Origin of the sequence: Psychroflexus planctonicus, from assembly GCF_014640195.1 — a bacterium.
Lineage (GTDB): Bacteria > Bacteroidota > Bacteroidia > Flavobacteriales > Flavobacteriaceae > Psychroflexus > Psychroflexus planctonicus.
Genome location: NZ_BMGM01000012.1, coordinates 80,473 through 99,814 on the forward strand (window position 1 = coordinate 80,473; position 19,342 = coordinate 99,814).

General features: G+C 36.1%; 11 protein-coding genes. 8 read left to right on the forward strand and 3 right to left on the reverse strand.

Translation table 11 applies throughout. From position 1 onward, the window contains the following. Nucleotides 1-10: 10 nt before the first annotated feature. The 3 genes from gltB to IEV72_RS12435 form a co-directional block, all read right to left on the reverse strand. Nucleotides 11-4,450 carry a glutamate synthase large subunit gene (gene gltB, locus IEV72_RS12425; protein ID WP_188459441.1) on the reverse strand — a complete coding sequence of 1,480 codons (4,440 nt, stop codon included), beginning with the start codon at nucleotides 4,448-4,450 and terminating at the stop codon, nucleotides 11-13. 311 nt (nucleotides 4,451-4,761) lie between these two features. Next, nucleotides 4,762-5,982, reverse strand: a complete 1,221-nt coding sequence (locus IEV72_RS12430) for an MFS transporter (protein WP_188459442.1) — start codon at nucleotides 5,980-5,982, stop codon at nucleotides 4,762-4,764. 1 nt (nucleotide 5,983) lies between these two features. Then, nucleotides 5,984-7,507, reverse strand: coding sequence for a SulP family inorganic anion transporter (locus IEV72_RS12435; RefSeq protein WP_188459443.1), 1,524 nt, complete (start codon nucleotides 7,505-7,507; stop codon nucleotides 5,984-5,986). Between the two features lie 177 nt (nucleotides 7,508-7,684). Here IEV72_RS12435 and IEV72_RS12440 point away from each other — a divergent pair, with 177 nt between their 5' ends. The 8 genes from IEV72_RS12440 to acs all read left to right on the forward strand — a co-directional run bounded on the left by IEV72_RS12440 (nucleotide 7,685) and on the right by acs (nucleotide 19,301). Then, complete coding sequence (locus tag IEV72_RS12440) at nucleotides 7,685-8,098, forward strand: IS1/IS1595 family N-terminal zinc-binding domain-containing protein (protein ID WP_188459444.1); 414 nt, start codon at nucleotides 7,685-7,687, stop codon at nucleotides 8,096-8,098. A 112-nt stretch (nucleotides 8,099-8,210) separates the two neighbouring features. Then, nucleotides 8,211-9,431: a putative porin gene (locus tag IEV72_RS12445; RefSeq protein WP_188459445.1), complete on the forward strand. Its 1,221-nt coding sequence runs from the start codon at nucleotides 8,211-8,213 to the stop codon at nucleotides 9,429-9,431. A 31-nt stretch (nucleotides 9,432-9,462) separates the two neighbouring features. Then, complete coding sequence (locus IEV72_RS12450; protein ID WP_188459446.1) at nucleotides 9,463-9,723, forward strand: DUF4212 domain-containing protein; 261 nt, start codon at nucleotides 9,463-9,465, stop codon at nucleotides 9,721-9,723. Between the two features lie 26 nt (nucleotides 9,724-9,749). Beyond that, nucleotides 9,750-11,549: a sodium:solute symporter family protein gene (locus tag IEV72_RS12455; RefSeq protein WP_188459447.1), complete on the forward strand. Its 1,800-nt coding sequence runs from the start codon at nucleotides 9,750-9,752 to the stop codon at nucleotides 11,547-11,549. Between the two features lie 80 nt (nucleotides 11,550-11,629). Beyond that, nucleotides 11,630-11,824 carry a hypothetical protein gene (locus tag IEV72_RS12460; protein ID WP_188459448.1) on the forward strand — a complete coding sequence of 65 codons (195 nt, stop codon included), beginning with the start codon at nucleotides 11,630-11,632 and terminating at the stop codon, nucleotides 11,822-11,824. Beyond that, nucleotides 11,817-14,522, forward strand: a complete 2,706-nt coding sequence (locus IEV72_RS12465) for a sensor histidine kinase (protein WP_188459449.1) — start codon at nucleotides 11,817-11,819, stop codon at nucleotides 14,520-14,522. The genes IEV72_RS12460 and IEV72_RS12465 overlap by 8 nt, the downstream gene beginning before the upstream one ends. Continuing rightward, nucleotides 14,519-14,887: a response regulator transcription factor gene (locus IEV72_RS12470; protein ID WP_188459450.1), complete on the forward strand. Its 369-nt coding sequence runs from the start codon at nucleotides 14,519-14,521 to the stop codon at nucleotides 14,885-14,887. Before IEV72_RS12465 ends, IEV72_RS12470 begins: the two co-directional genes overlap by 4 nt. 562 nt (nucleotides 14,888-15,449) lie before the next feature. Then, complete coding sequence (gene acs, locus IEV72_RS12475; protein WP_188459451.1) at nucleotides 15,450-19,301, forward strand: acetate--CoA ligase; 3,852 nt, start codon at nucleotides 15,450-15,452, stop codon at nucleotides 19,299-19,301. Nucleotides 19,302-19,342: the final 41 nt, after the last annotated feature.

A 19,342-nucleotide genomic window follows, 5' to 3' on the forward strand; every position in this document is an offset into this window, starting at 1 on the left:
TTTTGTTGTTTTAATTTCCTTCAAAAGGGTTAAGTGGCGCTCTCATATCTTTTGGCGTAACCAACCAGAAAAAGCGTAATTCAGCCAAAAAGTTTTTCAGTAAGTATTTGGCTTTTTCGCTTTGGGTGCGATAAATATAGCTGCGCAAAATTTTCTTTAAATAGTGTCTAGCTTCTTCGGTTTCTTCGGTGTCGATGCGTTCTAATTTCACCAATTCCATATTTACTTTGTCGAAAAAGCTCAAATCTTTATCATATACAAAAGCTGCTCCACCGGTCATTCCTGCACCAAAATTATATCCAGTTTTCCCTAGGATTACAACCGTTCCACCGGTCATGTATTCGCAAGCATGGTCGCCTGTTCCTTCAACAACCGCCAAAGCACCAGAATTCCTAACGGCAAAACGTTCGCCTACATTTCCAGCAACAAATAATTTTCCACCAGTGGCTCCATACAAACAGGTGTTTCCTGCAATCGCCATATTTTTGTTAGTGTCTTTTGGTCGGACAACAATTCTACCGCCACGCATTCCTTTTCCTACATAATCATTAGCATTTCCTGTTAGATAAAAAGACATGCCTTGGCTTAAAAATGCGCCAAAAGACTGTCCCGCATTTCCTTTGATGTAGTAAATTAAACTGTCTTTTGGTAAGCCTTCATCACCAAATTTCTCAGCGATATATCCACTGGTAAACGCACCAAAACTACGATTGGTATTGTTGATTTCTAAACTTAAACTCTTGGTTTTGTTCGGATCGTCAATAAAATCCTTTACTTCTTTAAAAATCTGTTTTTCAAAGGTATTTTTATCAAATGGATCATTGTGTTTGTGGCGTTGAATATTCTCTCCATCAAAATCGAATAAAATGGATTTGAAATCGAATTTCTGAGCAAATTCATCTTCCACTACTTTGAAGAGTTCGGTTTTGCCAATTACTTCATCTAAAGTTGAATATCCCAATGTAGCGAGAATTGTTCTGATTTCTTCAGCTAAGTTCTGCAAGTAACTTACAATGGCTTCTACCGTTCCTGTATAATGGTCGCGTAAGGTTTCATTTTGAGTAGCAATCCCAACGCTGCATTTATTCAAATGGCAAACCCGAAGAATTTTACATCCTACAGCATTCAGCAAAACCGTTCCAAAACCAAAGGTTTCAGCACCCATGATAGCTGCTTTTACTACGTCCAAACCTGTTTTTAATCCACCATCGGTTTGGAGTTCGACCATTTTTCGTAAATCGTTTGCTTTTAGTGCGTTGTGGGCTTCAATTAAACCTAATTCCCAAGGATTTCCAGCAAATTTAATAGATGCTAATTGCGCTGCACCCGTTCCGCCATCGCAACCTGAAATGATGATTTTATCTGCATACGCCTTAGCTACACCAACCGCAATGGTTCCGACTCCGGAAGAAGAAACCAACTTGACACTTACTCGTGCTTTCGGATTGATTTGCTTCAAGTCGTAAATGAGTTGTGCCAAATCTTCAATTGAATAAATGTCGTGGTGGGGTGGAGGCGAAATTAAAGTCACTCCCGGAATGGTATAACGCAATTTGGCAATGAGCGGAGTTACTTTTTTGCCTGGTAATTGTCCGCCTTCGCCAGGTTTTGCCCCTTGGGCTAATTTTATTTGAATTTCTTCTGCGCTGCGCAAGTAAGCTGGTGTTACACCAAATCTACCTGATGCAACTTGTTTTATTTTAGAATTTTTAATCGATTTATAGCGTATTTTATCTTCACCACCTTCACCTGAATTGCTCATGGCACCAATGCGATTCATGGCTTCGGCTAAGGCTTCGTGAGCTTCTGGCGAAATGGCTCCCAAACTCATGGCAGCCGAATTAAACCTGCAAGTGATGTTTTCAATGGGTTCAACTTCTTCAATAGGAATGGACTTTTTAAGTGAATTGAATTCATAAAAATCGCGAATCATTTTCAAACCCCGATTGTTGATTCGATTTTGAACTGCTTCATAATCTTCTTTTTGTAAAGTACTCGCAAATTTTCGAATTCCCATAGAAATGGCTGGCGCATAATCATGGTATTCGCCTTTAGTTTTGTATTTGTAAAAGCTTCCCACTTCCAATTCGTATTGGTTTTGGTACTGATTCATTTTAAAAGCTTTGGCATGGTTGGCGTGAATCCTTTCTTCGATATCTTGGTAATTTAGACCTTGTAAAAACGAATGTGCATTGCTAAAACAATCTTCAATAATGTCTTTCCCTAAACCAATAATGTCGAATAAGGAGCTGTGTTGGTAACTGTCAATCGCACAAATTCCCATTTTGGACATGATTTTCAACAAACCAGCGTTAATGGCTTTATGCGTATTTTGAAGCGCTTTCTTCTGAATTAATTTAATGGAATACTCATCGTCTTTATGCTGTCGTCTGGCAATTTCAATAGCTGAGGCATACAACAAATAAGGATAAACCGCACTTGCTCCGAAACTAATTAATACTGCACATGAATGTGAATCGTAGGCTTCCGCAGAAACGGCAATTAAAGATACTTTTCCACGAAGTTGATTTTTGGATAAATATGAATTGATAAATCCAATGACCAACGGCATCGGGATGATTTTCTTGTTTTCATCTAAACATCGATCATCTAAAAATACCAAACTGATGTGTTCTTCTTCAATGGCTTTTTTGATTTGGTAAACCAAATCGAATAAAGCTTGATGCAAATTGCTTTCAAATGAAGTATAAAAGATTTTATGCAGATAAGTAGCATTGAATTTAGCATCGTTTTTATTACCGAAACTCTTGATAATATCCATTTTTTCTTTTGAAAGTACAGGACTATTGATGCGTAAACCAATGGCATTTTTGGGGTCTTCTTGTAAAATGTTACCTCGCGGACCTAAGGTCATACTTAAAGACATGATCAGTTTTTCGCGAAGCGGGTCGATAGGCGGGTTGGTTACTTGTGCAAATTTTTGTCTGAAAAAGTCCGTAAAGTTGCGCTGTACTTGGCTGAAACAAGCGATGGGTGTATCGTCTCCCATCGAACCAATTTCTTCCTTTCCATTGGCAATCATTGGAGCGATAATTTGCTCCATGGTTTCGTGCGTATAATTATGGTAACGTTGGTAAATTAATTTTTCATCAAAATTAAATTCCGAAAAATCTACAAAATTTTCATCGTAATGTTCGGCTAAATAATGTTGGTAACGCGCAAGCCATTCGCCATAAGGCTGTGCATTTTTCAAGTAATTCTGCACATCGTGATTCATCAATATCTTGGCATGTTTGGTATCTACTGCAATGACTTCACCACCGTGGAGTTTTCCTTGTTCCAACACATTTTCTTCGTCGATATCCAACACGCCCAATTCGCTAGCAATTAAAAATCGATTGTCTTTGGTAATAATGTACTTGGCTGGGCGCAAACCGTTTCTATCCATGGCCGTTGCTAAGTACCGACCGTCGGTAAAATTCAGCGCTGCTGGACCATCCCAAGCTTCAAAGTTAGCGGTTAGGTATTCGTAATACGCACGTATTTTTGCATCTTGCTTCGGTAAATTTTGCCAAGCTGGTGGAAACATGCTGCTCATGGCTTTAAAAAAGTTGACGCCGTTGGCAATCAGGTATTCAAACATATTGTCAACGCTTCCGCTATCGCTGGCATCGTTGGTTAAGATTTCACCAATGGCTTTTAATTCTTCATCCGAATAGACTTCACTTTTGGCATTTTCCTGATTCACCTTTACATTGAAGCGATTTCCCTGAATAGCATTGATTTCTCCGTTGTGAGCCAAGGTTCGGAAAGGTTGTGCCAATTCCCACTTAGGTAAGGTGTTGGTAGAAAAACGCTGATGGAATAAAGCAAAACCTGTTTTGAAATCATCTTCCTGTAAATCCAAATAAAAGTCTCTCAGTAAATCAGGTTTTATCAAACCTTTGTAGCTAATAACATAAGGTGAAAGTGAAGCGATGTAAAAATCTTCATCAGCAGTTAAATGATTTTCAATTTGCTTTCTGCACAAGTACAAAAATTCATCAAAACGTTGTTCAGCCACAGGTGAATCGGGAATGATAAAAGCATGCTTGATATCGGGTAAACTGGCTAAGGCCTGTTCACCTAAAACGTCTTTATTAACAGGAACTTCTCGATAAAAAAGCAATTTTAAATCGTATTTATCTAGATAATCCTGAACGATTTGTTCTTGTTTTTTATCCGTAAAAAAGATACAGCCTACAGCAAATTTTTCGGGCAAAGAAAAACCATTGACTAAAGCAATGGTTTTCATAAAATCGTCTGGCATGGCAGTTAAGATTCCACAGCCATCTCCACTTTTTCCATCGGCAGCAATGGCACCACGATGAATCATTCTACTTAATGCAGTAAGCGCATCTTCGGCAATTCGTCGTTCAGGTTTTGCATCTACGTTGGCTATTATTCCACATCCACAACTATCCTTAAAAGCATGAATTAAATTTTGCATTTATATATTTTTGAATTTTTTGTAAAATCGAATTTTAAATATAATGCTTAATTGAAACTATTTTAGTACAATATCTGTTAAAAACTATTAAAAGCTTGTACTATATTTATCTGAATTGATTTTTTGTTAAAAAAACTTCAGTTAAAAATTAGCAAAGTGAAAATTTTATTCCATTCTTTTTTTTGAATTACTAAAAATGTTTGTTCAGATCAGGAATTCAACAAAAAAACGATTTTGAAATAGGAAAAATAGGTTTATTTTGAATGAGTATAAATATCGATGGATATGATTACGTATATTGATAAATCCGTTTAATTGACAGAACTTACTTTCAACTTGAATATACGCGATGCATTGAATGTCATTAAAAGATAAATTCCGATAGATATTAAAGCAATGTCGGTAAATTGATATCCCGAATCCAGCATAAATCCAAAAAACAATGGACCGATGGCTGTTGAAAAAACCATAATCATGGTAAACAAGCTTCGCACAGAACCAATAATGCGTTCGCCATAGATTTCAGCTAAAGCAACGTTTTTTATGGTTGACCCAAAGCCGTTGGTGATGCCAATTCCGCCGATTAAAACAATATAAACCCAAGTTTCAGAAGAAAGTAGGAGCGAAGCAATACCTATACTTCCAGGAATTAAATACAAAGGGAAAAGATTTTTTCCAGAAAATCGATCGGCTAAAAAACCAGCCAATAAATTGCTCAATGCATTTCCTACAGCGTAGGCGGTAAATCCTCCAGCTACAAAAGCAGGCGACCAATCCTTGGCTAAACCTAACTTTAATTTGAACAATAAAAAACCAGTTCCAATGGCTGCTGCGGCTAAGCTACTTGGCATAATGATCCAAAACGCTTTGGTTTTAAGTATACTTTTCGGACTAGCCGAAATGGATTCTTCTTTGGTAAAAGGTTTCGGGATGTACTTTCTTAGTTGTGTAAAATTCGAGTTTTTTCGAAGTAAATAAATCGCAAACGGAATACAAATCAATACAAAAACAGCAGATAAGAGTAAAGAATATCTCCAACCCACATAAAAAATACCGCCAACTATAATGATTGGCAAAAATGCTTCACCAATAGAATGACCTAAGGAAGCAAAACTAATGGCTTTGCCACGACCTTTTTCAAAAAAACGAGCCATACTGGTAATCGAAGTATGCGAAAGCAAACCTTGACCAAAAAGTCGCATTCCATATAAACCGACAAACAAAATAGCTACATGATAAGAAAACGCAAGAATAATTAAAAAGACAATTAAACCAAACATGACAGCTTTAGTGAATTTTGTCAACCGAATTTGATCGATAAATCGCCCAAGCCAAGTAATGCTAAAGGCACTTAGTAAAGTTGCGCCCGAGTAGACTAAACTAAACTCACCATCTGATAAGTAAAAGTATTCTTGAAAACTAGGTAAGTACAGCGATATAACAAAAGTTTGACCGAAACTGGACAAAAACGTAAGTAAAACACCAAAACCAATTAAGTACGCATTCGATTTTAAGTATTTTACTAATTTCATTTTAATCGGTTAAAACTTTATAGGTAGGATCTTCCATTACATTCACGTCAATAATTTCGTCAGCATTTTGAAGCATCCTTCTACAATCTGGACTCAAATGCTTCAAATGCACCTTTTTTCCAACTTTATGATAGCGTTCAGTAATTTTATTTAAAGCTTCAATAGCAGACATATCAACTACACGGCTTTCAAAAAAATCTATGATTATTTCATCGGGATCATTAGCCACATCAAATTTATCATTAAAAAGACTGGTTGAACCAAAGAAAAGTGGACCGTAAATTTCATAATGCTTTACGCCATTTTCATCGATGCTTTTTCTAGCGCGAATTCGTTTGGCGTTATCCCAAGCAAAAACAAGTGCAGCGATTATAACACCGACTAAAACTGCCAAAGCTAAATTGTGAAGGAAAACCGTAACTAAGGTGACTAATACCATTACTAAGACATCTGATTTCGGCATGCGTTTTACGGTTTTGATACTTGCCCATTCAAAAGTTCCGATAGCGACCATAATCATCAGTCCTGTTAGCGCTGCCATAGGAAGCAATTCAATTACGGGAGCTCCAAACATAACAAATGCAAGTAAAGCTACAGAAGCTATAATTCCTGATAAGCGAGCACGTGCACCGTTGGAAACGTTAATTAAACTTTGTCCAAGCATAGCGCAACCGCCCATTCCGCTGAAAAATCCAGACAAAATGTTGGCTGCTCCTTGGGCAACCGCTTCTTTGTTTCCGTTACCGCGCGTTTCCGTAATTTCATCTACGATGTTAAGCGTCAATAAACTTTCAATTAAACCTACACCAGCCATGATTCCTGCATAAGGCAAAATAATCATAAACGTTTCCCAGTTTAAAGGAATTTCTGGAATATGAAAAGGTGGAAAACCTCCACTGATGGATGAAATATCACCTACCGTTTTGGTATCTATTCCTACAAAAAAAGTGATTCCAAACACCACTAAAATTGCTACTAATGAAGCGGGTACAGCTCTAGTTAACTTCGGAAGTCCCCAAATAATTAGCATAGTAGTTAAAACTAAAGCTAATAAAATGTATAAATTAGTTCCGGTAAGCCAATTGCCATCTATGTCTTTAAATTGGTCGAGTTGCGACATAAAAATGATGATGGCTAGTCCATTTACAAAACCAAAGATGACTGGATGCGGCACTAAACGCATCAATTTTCCTAGCTTTAAAATTCCGGCTAGCATTTGTATAATACCCGATAAAACCACTGCTGCAAATACATATTCTACACCAAAATCTTTTGCTAATGAAACAATAACCACAGCAATGGCACCGGTTGCGCCAGAAATCATTCCAGGTCGACCACCTAGAATAGTCGTCACTAAAGACACTACAAAAGCTGCATATAAACCAACTAAAGGGCTTAATCCTGCAATTAAGGCAAAAGCCATAGCTTCAGGAACCAATGCTAAAGCAACGGTTAAACCCGATAGGACTTCAATTTTATAATCTACTTTTTGTTTGAAATCGAAAAGTTTAATGTATTTTTTCATCTCTATTTTGAATTAATTATAATCGAATTTTAAGCGTGCAAAAGTAGCTTTTAAAACCACATTACGAAAAGGTTTTGGATTAGTATTTTACTTAATTTGAAACGAAAACGCTTTAGTTTATATTCAAAATCAATTATATTTGCTAAATTAGTATACATATGCTAAAATAATATAGTTATGAAATATTGTCCACAATGTCAGTCGACTCAAATTATTAAAAGTGGAATTTTAAACGATCGACAACGTTATAAATGCAAATCTTGTGGGTATAATTTCACCGTAAATAAATTAGGGAAACAAATTGATAAATACTACGTAACCAAAGCTTTGCAGCTATATTTAGAAGGTTTAACCTATCGAGAAATTGAACGCATTATTGGTGTTTCTCATGTAAGTGTAATGAATTGGGTGAGAAAATACAATATTCATAAAGTACAAAATACAGATTATCATCCCACCTATAAAATTCTGAGTCAATCTGAATTAGCTTCTTATTTTTCTAAACCTGAAAACACCAAAGGAGCAGGAATGATTGTTACTGAATTAGGCGATAAATACATGGTGATTAAATGGGAACGTTTCAAAGAATAAATATATGTTGTTAACACTAAACTATATTTAATTTTATTTAACAAGATTTCATACAGAAGTTCGTAACTAGTTTTTAGCTAAAGATGTTATTCACATTTAAAACTTTTAAAGTATGAACTTAAAATACAAAATCAGTTTATTTTTCCTTTTTCTTGGGTTTGCAACTGCCTTTTCACAAGGTTCACCCTATTACAAAGGTGGATTTAAAATAAAATTTGGCGATAATGACGATAAATATGTTCGTATTATTACTTGGGCACAAGCTCAGGCCAATTATTCAGACGATCGTCCAGAAGATCAGTCTGATGTTTCTTTTCAACTTAGGCGAGCACGAATTTTAGTATATGGTCAAATAGTAAAAGACTTTTTAGTGTTGACGCATATCGGGATGAATTCATTGAACGCCAATAATATGCAGCCGGTTGGAAACGAAGGAACACCACAAGTTTTTATGCATGATGCTTGGGCGCAATACAATGTAGCTAAAAACCATGTAATTGGTGGTGGATTGCATTATTGGAATGGTCTATCGAGACTAAATTCCCAAGGAACACTAAATTTAATGACCATGGATAACAATCGTGCTTCTTGGTCTAATTTGGGTTTATCAGATCAGTTTGCCAGACACATCGGTATTTTTGCAAAAGGAAATTTTGGACGTTTGCAATATAATGTTGCTGTAAATGAAGCCATTGTCAATACCTTAGATACACAAACATTATCAACTGATTATGCAGTATATCAAGGTGCAAATTTATTGGGAACAGCTAATGCAGGAAAAGTCTATACTGGCTATTTTGCTTACAATTTATTGAATATGGAATCTAACTTTTTACCATATAAAGTTGGTTCTTACTTAGGTACCCAAGAACTTTTGAACGTTGGAGCTGGATTTTTTCATCATCCAGAAGGTTCTGTTATTTTGAATGATGAAGGCGAACAACAAGGTGAAAATGTTAATCTATTTGCCCTAGATGTGTTTTACGACGTTCCTATTGGTGCAGCTGGTGCTTCACTAACCGCTTACGCAAAATATCAATATAACGATTATGGCACCAATTATCAATTAGGTCCATATTCAACTGGAAATATGTGGTATGCGCATACAGGATATTTATTACCAGGTGATTTTCAAAATACACGATTTCAGCCGTATGCATCATTCAATTATTCAACAATTGATGCATTACAAGATGATAGAAGCATTTTTGGAATCGGTGCGAATGCCTACTTAAACGGACATAATTCTAAATTAACTTTAGAATTTCAAAGTGAAAATTTTAATGGCGAAAGGCTCAATCGTTTGAGCTTACAAGCCATGATTTATTTATAAAACTGAACTTAACTTAACAAAAAACAATACCATGAAAAAGACAGACAAAAAAGCAAAAGCCTATTGGCGTGAAAATGTGAAATACTTGGTCATTTTACTTAGTATTTGGTTCGCCGTTTCCTATGGAGCTGGAATTATATTCAAAGATGCATTGGATGAAATTCGTATAGGTGGCTTTAAACTTGGATTTTGGTTTGCACAACAAGGGGCAATTTACACTTTCGTCATACTCATTTTTGTGTACGTAAGGTTAATGAACAAATTAGACAAAAAATACGGTTACGACGAGTAATCCAAACTAACTAAAAACACATAAAAATGAGTGCACAAGTATTAACATATATCATTGTAGGAGCTACTTTTGCTCTGTATATCGGAATTGCAATTTGGTCTAGAGCTGGATCAACTAAAGATTTTTACGTTGCTGGTGGTGGAGTTGGTGCCATAGCAAACGGTATGGCTACAGCAGCAGACTGGATGTCGGCAGCTTCATTTATTTCTATGGCTGGGATTATTGCCTTTATGGGTTACGACGGTTCGGTTTACCTGATGGGTTGGACTGGCGGATACGTTTTGCTGGCTTTAATGTTAGCTCCTTATTTACGAAAATTTGGAAAATTTACAGTTCCTGACTTCATCGGAGATCGCTATTATTCCAAAACAGCTCGGTCTGTTGCGGTAATCTGTGCTTTGATTATTTCTTTTACTTATGTGGCAGGACAAATGCGTGGAGTAGGTGTGGTTTTTTCTCGCTTTTTAGAAGTTGAAATAAACACAGGCGTTTATATAGGGATGGTAATTGTTTTGTTTTACGCCGTCTTAGGTGGAATGAAAGGAATAACTTACACACAAGTTGCTCAGTATTGTGTGTTGATTTTCGCATTTATGGTTCCTGCTATTTTTATCTCGATACAAATGACGAACAACCCTATCCCAATGTTAGGAATGGGCGATACATTGGCGAGTAATCCCGATGTGTATTTAATGGATCGTTTAGATGGTTTAAGTCAAGAATTAGGCTTCGATAAATATACCGATGGTTCCAAAGACATTCAAGATATCATTGCTATTACTTTAGCTTTAATGGTAGGAACAGCTGGATTACCTCACGTTATTGTACGATTCTTTACAGTGAAAAAAGTAAAAGATGCACGTAAATCAGCTGGTTTTGCATTGCTTTTCATCGCATTGCTTTACATTACAGCACCAGCAGTTTCCGTTTTTGCAAAAGTAAATTTAATGGAAACTGTAGATCAAGCTAATTATGAAGAAATGCCCGAATGGTTTCACAATTGGGAAGAACTAGGCTTGATTGGTTGGACTGATAAAAATAACGATGGTAAAATTCAATATGTAGGACCAAACAAAGGTGGTGGAAATGCTTTTGAAGGAAATAAAAACTCACCTTTATTTGTAGGTGAAGATCGTGGAGAATTCGGACAGCGTTTAACTAATAATCCTTCAGATAATTTAAATGAATTATACGTTGATAATGACATTATGGTAATGGCCAACCCAGAAATTGCTAGATTACCCAATTGGGTAATTGCATTGGTTGCAGCAGGTTGTTTGGCTGCGGCATTGTCTACAGCGGCTGGTTTATTATTGGTTATTTCATCTTCGGTTTCTCACGATTTAATCAAAAAAATGATCAAACCCAACATCAGTGACAAAGGCGAATTAATCGCTGCAAGATTATCTGCTACTGTAGCGGTTGTGGTTGCTGGTTATTTTGGAATTAATCCACCAGGATTCGTTGCAGCGGTCGTCGCATTAGCCTTTGGTTTGGCAGCAGCATCTTTCTTTCCCGCAATTATTTTAGGAATTTTCAATAAGCGTATGAACAAAGAAGGTGCAGTTGCCGGAATGATAGTTGGATTACTGTTGATGTTGTTTTATATGGCCAAATTCAAACTAGGTTGGATTGGTGAATTACCACCAAAATCTGAATGGTGGTTCGGTATTTCACCTGAAGGATTTGGTGCTGTGGCGATGGTAGTCAACTTTGTGGTTTCCATTACGGTGAGCAAACTTACCCCAGCACCACCACAAGATGTGCAAGAAATTGTGGAGAACATCAGAATTCCAAGTGGAGCAGGTGAAGCCACAGGACATTAAATTTTACAAATGGATTCTGTTTTCTTTGAAAGCAGAATCCATTTTATTAAATAGTGTATATTTATAGCATAGCTTAAAAAATGAAAAAAAGACATCAACAGAAATTGGTTATCATCGCTTTTGCCTTATTGATTTTATTCAATATTCCCTTCATTTTAATTTTCGATGGAAGTGAATCTGTACTAGGATTTCCTAGTTTTTATGTCTTCATTTTTACAACTTGGCTAATTTCTATTTTACTGAGTTATTTCATTATAAAACGCTTTCATGAGTAATTGGTTTATACTTGCTATTATCCTTATTTACTTAGGCTTTTTATTTGTAATTGCCTATTGGGCAGAACGCAATAAACAGAGCAAATGGGTTAATTCTCCCTACATATATGCTTTGTCTTTGGCCGTTTACTGTTCGGCTTGGACGTATTACGGAAGCGTAGGAATTGCCGCTCGTTCTGGAGTTGAATTTCTGGCCATTTACCTTGGACCAATCATCGCTGCACCGCTTTGGGTAATTGTCATGCGGAAAATCATTCAACTTTCCAAATTATACAATGTATCGAGCATAGCCGATTTTATTTCGCTTCGCTATGGAAACAATCGTTCTATTGGCGCTTTGGTGACCATCATTTGTGCAATAAGTGTAATTCCATATATTTCATTGCAGTTGAAAGCGATTTCGGAAACTTTTCAAATCATCACTTCAGCAGATCAAACTTCTACTGAAGGATTTATTTTTTCAGATTCTACTTTTTACATTGCTTTTATTCTAGCTGTTTTCGCTTCTTTTTTTGGAACCCTAAGTTTAGATGCATCTAAACGAAGAAAAGGAATTATGTTTTCCGTTGCATTCGAATCAATTTTAAAATTAGGCTTCTTTTTAGCTGTGGGCATCTACGTTACCTTTTTTGCTTTTGATGGAACTCAAGACATTTATAATCAAGCCAACGAACAATTGGATTTAGCTGCTTTAAGTAGTGTTGGTGGGATATCAGGTGGATTAAACTGGTATTTTACTATCGTGCTTTCATTTTTAGCTATTTTCTTGTTACCTAGACAATTTCAAGTTAGTGTAGTAGAATTTTCTGAACGTACTCAACTCAAAAAAGCCATTTGGGTTTTTCCTTTGTATTTGTTGCTTTTTAATGTGTTTGTGATTTTTATCGCTTGGGGCGGAATGATTCTATTAGGCAACCAAAACTTTAATCCCGATTACTACAGCTTGTTGATTCCGTTACAAAACGGACAAAATTGGTTAGCGGTCTTGGTTTTTCTCGGCGGATTTTCAGCCGTAATTTCCATGGTGGTAGTTTCTACTTTAGCACTTTCTACCATGTTGAGTAACAATTTAATTATTCCTTATGGGTTTATCAAAAAATTCACCAAAAATCAATCGGTTAAAAACGAAAAATACATCAAAAATATCCGAAGAGTAAGTATTTTTAGTCTGATTTTGTTAGCTTATTTGCTGTATTCCTTTTTTGATCCTAATGTTTCATTATTTGCAATTGGTTTAATTTCATTTTTGATTATTGCTCAATTAGCACCCAGTTTTTTCTTAGGAATGTATTGGAATCGCGGTTCGTCTTTAGGTGCAAAAACAGGTATGATTGCTGGACTTTTAATCTGCGTTTATACTTATGTTTTGCCTTTTTTTGCCACGGTAATTTTCAACAATCCAAGTTTTGAAGACCTTGGTCCTTGGGGAATTGAAACCTTTAAACCCTACCAGTTATTTGGCTTGGATGTGTTGAATCCGACCACACATGCTTTGTTTTGGAGTTTGTTGATAAATACATTTTTGTATGCCGCCGTTTCCGTTTCTTTTAAAGGAAACTATCGCGAACGCAATTATGGTGAAATGTTTGTGAATAGCGAACAAGTGGTAGCCATGAAAGAAACTGCATTTGTTTGGAAAGGTGAAGCTTATGTGGCAGATATTCAACAATTATTAATACGATTTATAGGAGAACATAGAGCTGAAAAAGCTTTGCGTATTTTTCGAAAACGCTATCACGTAAATCCAGATGAAAAATTAGCCGATGCTCGTTTCATCAACTTTGCTGAACGCTTGTTAACTGGAGCAGTAGGAAGTGCCTCAGCTAAAATATTAATTGGCAATGTGGCTAAAGAAAAGCCAGTTTCTTTAATTGAAGTGCTTCAAATTTTAGAAGAAAATAAAGAAACCATTTCTTCCAACAAAGCTTTAGAAGCACAATCAAAAAAATTGATGCAACTTACTGATAAATTACAATTAGTGAATGAAGAATTACAACTGCAAGACCAACTAAAAGATGATTTTTTAGACACCGTTGCCCACGAATTGAAAACGCCTGTAACATCTATTCAAGCGAGTAGTGAAGTTTTAGCCGATGGTGAAGATATGCCGTTCGCTCTACGCAAACAATTCATCGAAAACATCTTAAATGATACTGAACGTTTAGCTATTTTGATCAATGATATTTTAGATTTGGAAAAATTGGCATCCGGTAGAGTAGAAATAGATTTCAATGTACAAAATATAGTGTTAACAGCCCAAAAAGCTATAAAAGGAGTACAAAATTTAGCCAATAAAAAGCAAGTTACCATCGAACTGAAAACGAAATCAGATTCAATTGAAGCAGCATACGATCACCATAAAATGATGCAGGTTTTAACCAACTTATTATCTAATGCATTAAAGTTTGTGGATGAAAAAGTAGGGGAGATTCAGTTGGATATTTCAACACAAGATGGAATGCTTATGCTGAAGCTAATCGATAATGGAAAAGGAATTCCTGATGAAGATTTGCCGCATATTTTTAAGAAATTCTATCAATCTAAAAATCAAAATTTAAAAAAACAAAAAGGTAGCGGATTTGGCTTAGCCATTTGCAAAAAAATTGTGGAATTGCATAACGGAAATATTTACGCCGAAGCAAACCTAACAAAAGGAGCTTGTTTTATAGTTGAACTGCCAAAAAACTCAAAAACATGAAAAAGATATTAATCGTAGACGATGAGCCAAATATCGTGATGGCTTTGGAATATACACTGAAGAAAAATGATTTTCAGGTGTTTATTGCGCGCAATGGTGAAGAAGCGATAGCAATAGCACAAGATAAAATTCCTGATGTGGTAGTATTGGATATTATGATGCCAAAAGTGGATGGATTTGAAGTACTGAATTTCATTAAAAAACATAAAGATTTAAACAAGACTAAAGTGATTTTTTTAAGTGCTAAAAACAAAGAAAAAGACATTCAAAAAGGATTAGACCAAGGTGCAGACCAATATTTGACTAAGCCTTTTTCGATGAAGAAACTATTACAAGAAATTGATAAACAAATTTCGGGGAAATGAGAATTGAGATATTAGAAGTTAGATTTAAGATATTAGAAGTTAGATAGTAGATAGTAGATATTAGATATTAGATATTAGAAGTTATATATAGAAGTTAAATTTAAGATATGAGATTTCAGATTTAAAACTAATGTTATGAACCAAAATGTTGAAAGTAAAAATTTTCCCTTGAGAGAAATGCTGAAAGGCAAAGGGTGTTTATTTAAAACAAAAATTTGATAACTAATAGCATCCAACAAACAACTAATTATTAAAAACTCTGTGTCCTTTGTGACTTTGTGGTGGAAAATACAAATAGAAATAAACCATGAGATATTAGAAGTGAGATATTAGAAGTGAGATATTAGAAGTGAGATTTAAGATATGAGATTTCAGATTTAAAACTAATGTTATGAACCAAAATGTTGAAAGTAAAAATTTTCCCTTTAGGGAAATGCCGAAAGGCAAAGGGTGTTATCCAACAAACAACTAATTACTAAAAACTCTGTGTCCTTTGCGCCTTTGCGGTGAAAAATTAAACTGAACTATTAGAATTGAGAATTTATAATTAAAATACAAGACGATGAAATACAAAGAAGCCTACGAAAAAAGTTTAGCCAATCCAGAAGAATTTTGGTTAAATGAAGCTAAAAACATTAAATGGTTTAAAGCGCCAACAAAAGCATTATCACAAACCGAAGAAGGAATTTATCATTGGTTTCCTGATGGTGAAACAAACTTAAGTTACTTGTGTATAGATCAACATGTTGAAGATGGTTTTGGAGATGAAATTGCAGTAATTTACGATTCAGCAGTTCGGCAAAAGCAAATTAAATATACCTATAAGGAAGTTCAAGAAAAAGTAGCAAAATTGGCAGGTGGCTTACATGATTTAGGTGTAGAAAAAGGCGATCGGGTAATTATTTACATGCCAATGATTTCTCAAGCGCTATTTAGCATGTTAGCCTGTACACGCATAGGAGCCATTCATTCGGTGGTTTTTGGTGGATTTGCTCCAGACGAGTTAGCCATGCGTATAAACGATGCCAAACCAAAAGTAATTTTAACCGCTACTTCAGGAATCGAATTAGACCGATTAATTGCCTACAAACCTATGCTGGATGAAGCTATCGAAAAATCCAATCATGAAGTGGAACATGTAGTGGTTTTCAATAGAAAATTAGGAGCAGAGTTTGAAGAAAAATCCTACGATATAGATTATGTAGAATTAATGGAAAAGTCAAAACCAGTCGATCCTATCGCTTTAAAATCATCCGACCCATCTTATATTTTATACACATCAGGAACAACCGGCAAACCCAAAGGAGTAGTTCGTGATACAGGTGGCTATGCCGTTGGATTAAAGTATTCCATGGAAAATATTTACGGAACCAAACCAGGCGATACGTTTTGGGCAGCATCCGATGTGGGCTGGGTCGTCGGGCATAGCTATATCGTTTACGGACCATTAATTCATAGAAATACCACTATTATTTATGAAGGAAAACCAGTGAAAACCCCAGATGCAGGTGCTTTTTGGCGAGTAATTGAAGACCACAAAGTAAATGTAATGTTTACCGCACCAACGGCATTTCGAGCTATTAAAAAAGAAGATCCAAAAGGAGAATTTATCAAAAAACACGATATTTCTTCATTAAAATATCAATTCTTAGCCGGTGAACGCTGCGATGAAGCTACCATGAAATGGGCGCAAGAAAAATTAGGCATTCCTGTAATCGATCATTGGTGGCAAACCGAATCGGGTTGGTCTATTGCTGCCAATTTTATGGGAATGGATCCACAACCTGTAAAAGTAGGTTCTTCTGGAAAACCTGTGCCAGGATACGATTTGGAAATCCTCTCTGCCGATGGTGAAGTCATGCCTACTGGCGAAGAAGGTTATTTATGTTCAAAACTGCCTTTGCCACCTGGTTTTATGCAAACTTTATGGCAAAACCATGAACGTTACAAAAATGGATATTTAAGTAAATTTCCAGGTTATTATTTTTCTGGTGATGGCGGCTACATCGATGAAGATGGTTATGTTTTTATTACTGGTAGAATTGATGATGTAATCAATGTTTCTGGTCACCGATTGTCAACAGCTGCGTTAGAAGAAGTGGTTGCCATGCATCCTGCTGTTGCAGAATGTGCCGTGGTAGGAATGGAAGATGATTTAAAAGGACAAGTTCCTTTAGCCATTGTAGTGCCTAAAACAGGTGAAGAAGGCTACGAGTCGTATAAGCTAGAAACCGAAATAATTCAACGAGTTAGAGATTCGGTTGGAGCAGTAGCGAGTTTAAAAACGGTAGTGATGGTAAAGCGCTTACCAAAAACCAGAAGTGGCAAAATTTTACGCCGAACACTTCGGAAAATCGTAGACGGTAAAACTTACAGCATTCCGTCTACTATTGAAGAACCGATGGTAATCAGCGAAATTATCGAATCCTTTAATGAAGCTCAGGTTGGTGCTTTTAAAACTGATAAAAATATTGTTGCAAATTCGCTTAAGGCATTGACAAAGAGTTATTACAACATCGATTCCTTAGCCAAATACATGGATGTGTACCGAATTTCACAAAACGATCCTGAGAATTTTTGGAGTACAATTGCCGAACGAAATTTTATTTGGAAGAAAAAATGGGATAAAATCCTAGATTGGAATCCAGATGAAGCCAAATTCACTTGGTTCGAAGGAGCAAAATTGAACATAACGGAGAATGCTATCGATCGACACCTAAAAACAAGGGCTAAAAAAACAGCAATTATTTGGGAACCCAACAATCCCGAAGAAGAAGCTCAAAAAATCTCCTATGCAGAATTGGCTAAACGAGTAAACAAAATGGCCAACGTGCTTAAAAGCAAAGGCGTAACTAAAGGCGATCGCGTTTGTATTTATTTACCCATGATACCCGAATTAGCAGTAGCCACTTTAGCTTGTGCTCGAATAGGAGCAGTACATTCGGTTGTTTTTGCAGGCTTTTCAGCTTCAGCTTTAGCTTCGCGAATCAATGATTCGGATTGTAAAATGGTCATTACTTCAGATGGTTCGTATCGCGGCGCAAAATCAATCGATTTAAAAGGAATTGTTGATGAAGCTTTAGAAAATACTCCTTCAGTTGAAAGTGTTTTAGTTGCGAAACGCACTTTTGCAAAAATCAATATGCAAGAAGGAAGAGATGTTTGGTTACATGAAGAATTGAAAAAAGTAGACGATCAATGTGAAGCAGAAGTAATGGATGCAGAAGACAAGTTGTTCATTTTATACACTTCGGGTTCAACTGGAACACCTAAAGGAATGGTACATACTACGGCTGGATATATGGTGTATACCGCATTTTCATTTAAAAATGTATTTCAATATAAAGAAGACGATGTGTATTGGTGTACAGCAGATATCGGTTGGATTACAGGTCATTCTTATATTGTTTACGGTCCGTTATTAAATGGAGCAACTACCTTGATGTTTGAAGGCGTGCCATCGTATCCCGATTTTGGACGTTTTTGGGATGTAGTCGAAAAATATAAAGTAAACCAATTTTACACAGCACCAACTGCCATTCGTGCTTTGGCTAAACAAGATATTGAATTTGTAAATAAATACGATTTATCTTCTTTAAAAGTCTTAGGAAGTGTTGGCGAGCCGATCAATGAAGAAGCTTGGAATTGGTACAACGAAAATATTGGAAAGAAAAAATGCCCGATTGTAGATACTTGGTGGCAAACAGAAACCGGTGGAATTATGATTTCGCCTATTCCATTTGTAACACCAACCAAACCTACCTATGCAACTTTACCTTTACCTGGAATTCAGCCCGCTTTAATGGATGAAAAAGGAAATGAAATTGAAGGCAATAGTATCGATGGAAGATTGTGCATTAAATATCCGTGGCCAAGTATGGCGAGAACGGTGTATGGAAACCATAAACGTTACAAAGACACCTATTTTTCTGCTTTTAAAGGAATGTATTTTACAGGTGATGGCGCCTTGCGAGACGAAGTCGGTTACTACCGAATCACCGGTAGAGTAGACGATGTAATCATCGTTTCTGGACATAATTTAGGAACCGCTCCAATTGAAGACGCTATTAACGAACATCCTGCGGTGGCAGAATCGGCTATTATTGGTTTTCCTCATGATGTAAAAGGGAATGCCTTGGCAGGTTTTATTATTTTGAAAAATGATGATCGAAATCAAGACAACTTAAGCAAGGAAATCAATACCTTAATTGCAAGCAAAATTGGACCCATTGCTAAGTTAGACCGAATTCATTTTGTTTCAGGATTACCAAAAACCAGAAGTGGTAAAATTATGCGTAGAATTATGCGAAAGATTTCAGCTAATGAAGCTAACCAAATCGGAGATGTTTCTACCTTGCTAGATCCAAGTATAGTTGATGAAATCAAGGAAAAAGTGACTCCTTTTTTGAAGTAGCATAAATTAATTACAAAAAAAATCCGCACAAGATTGAATGT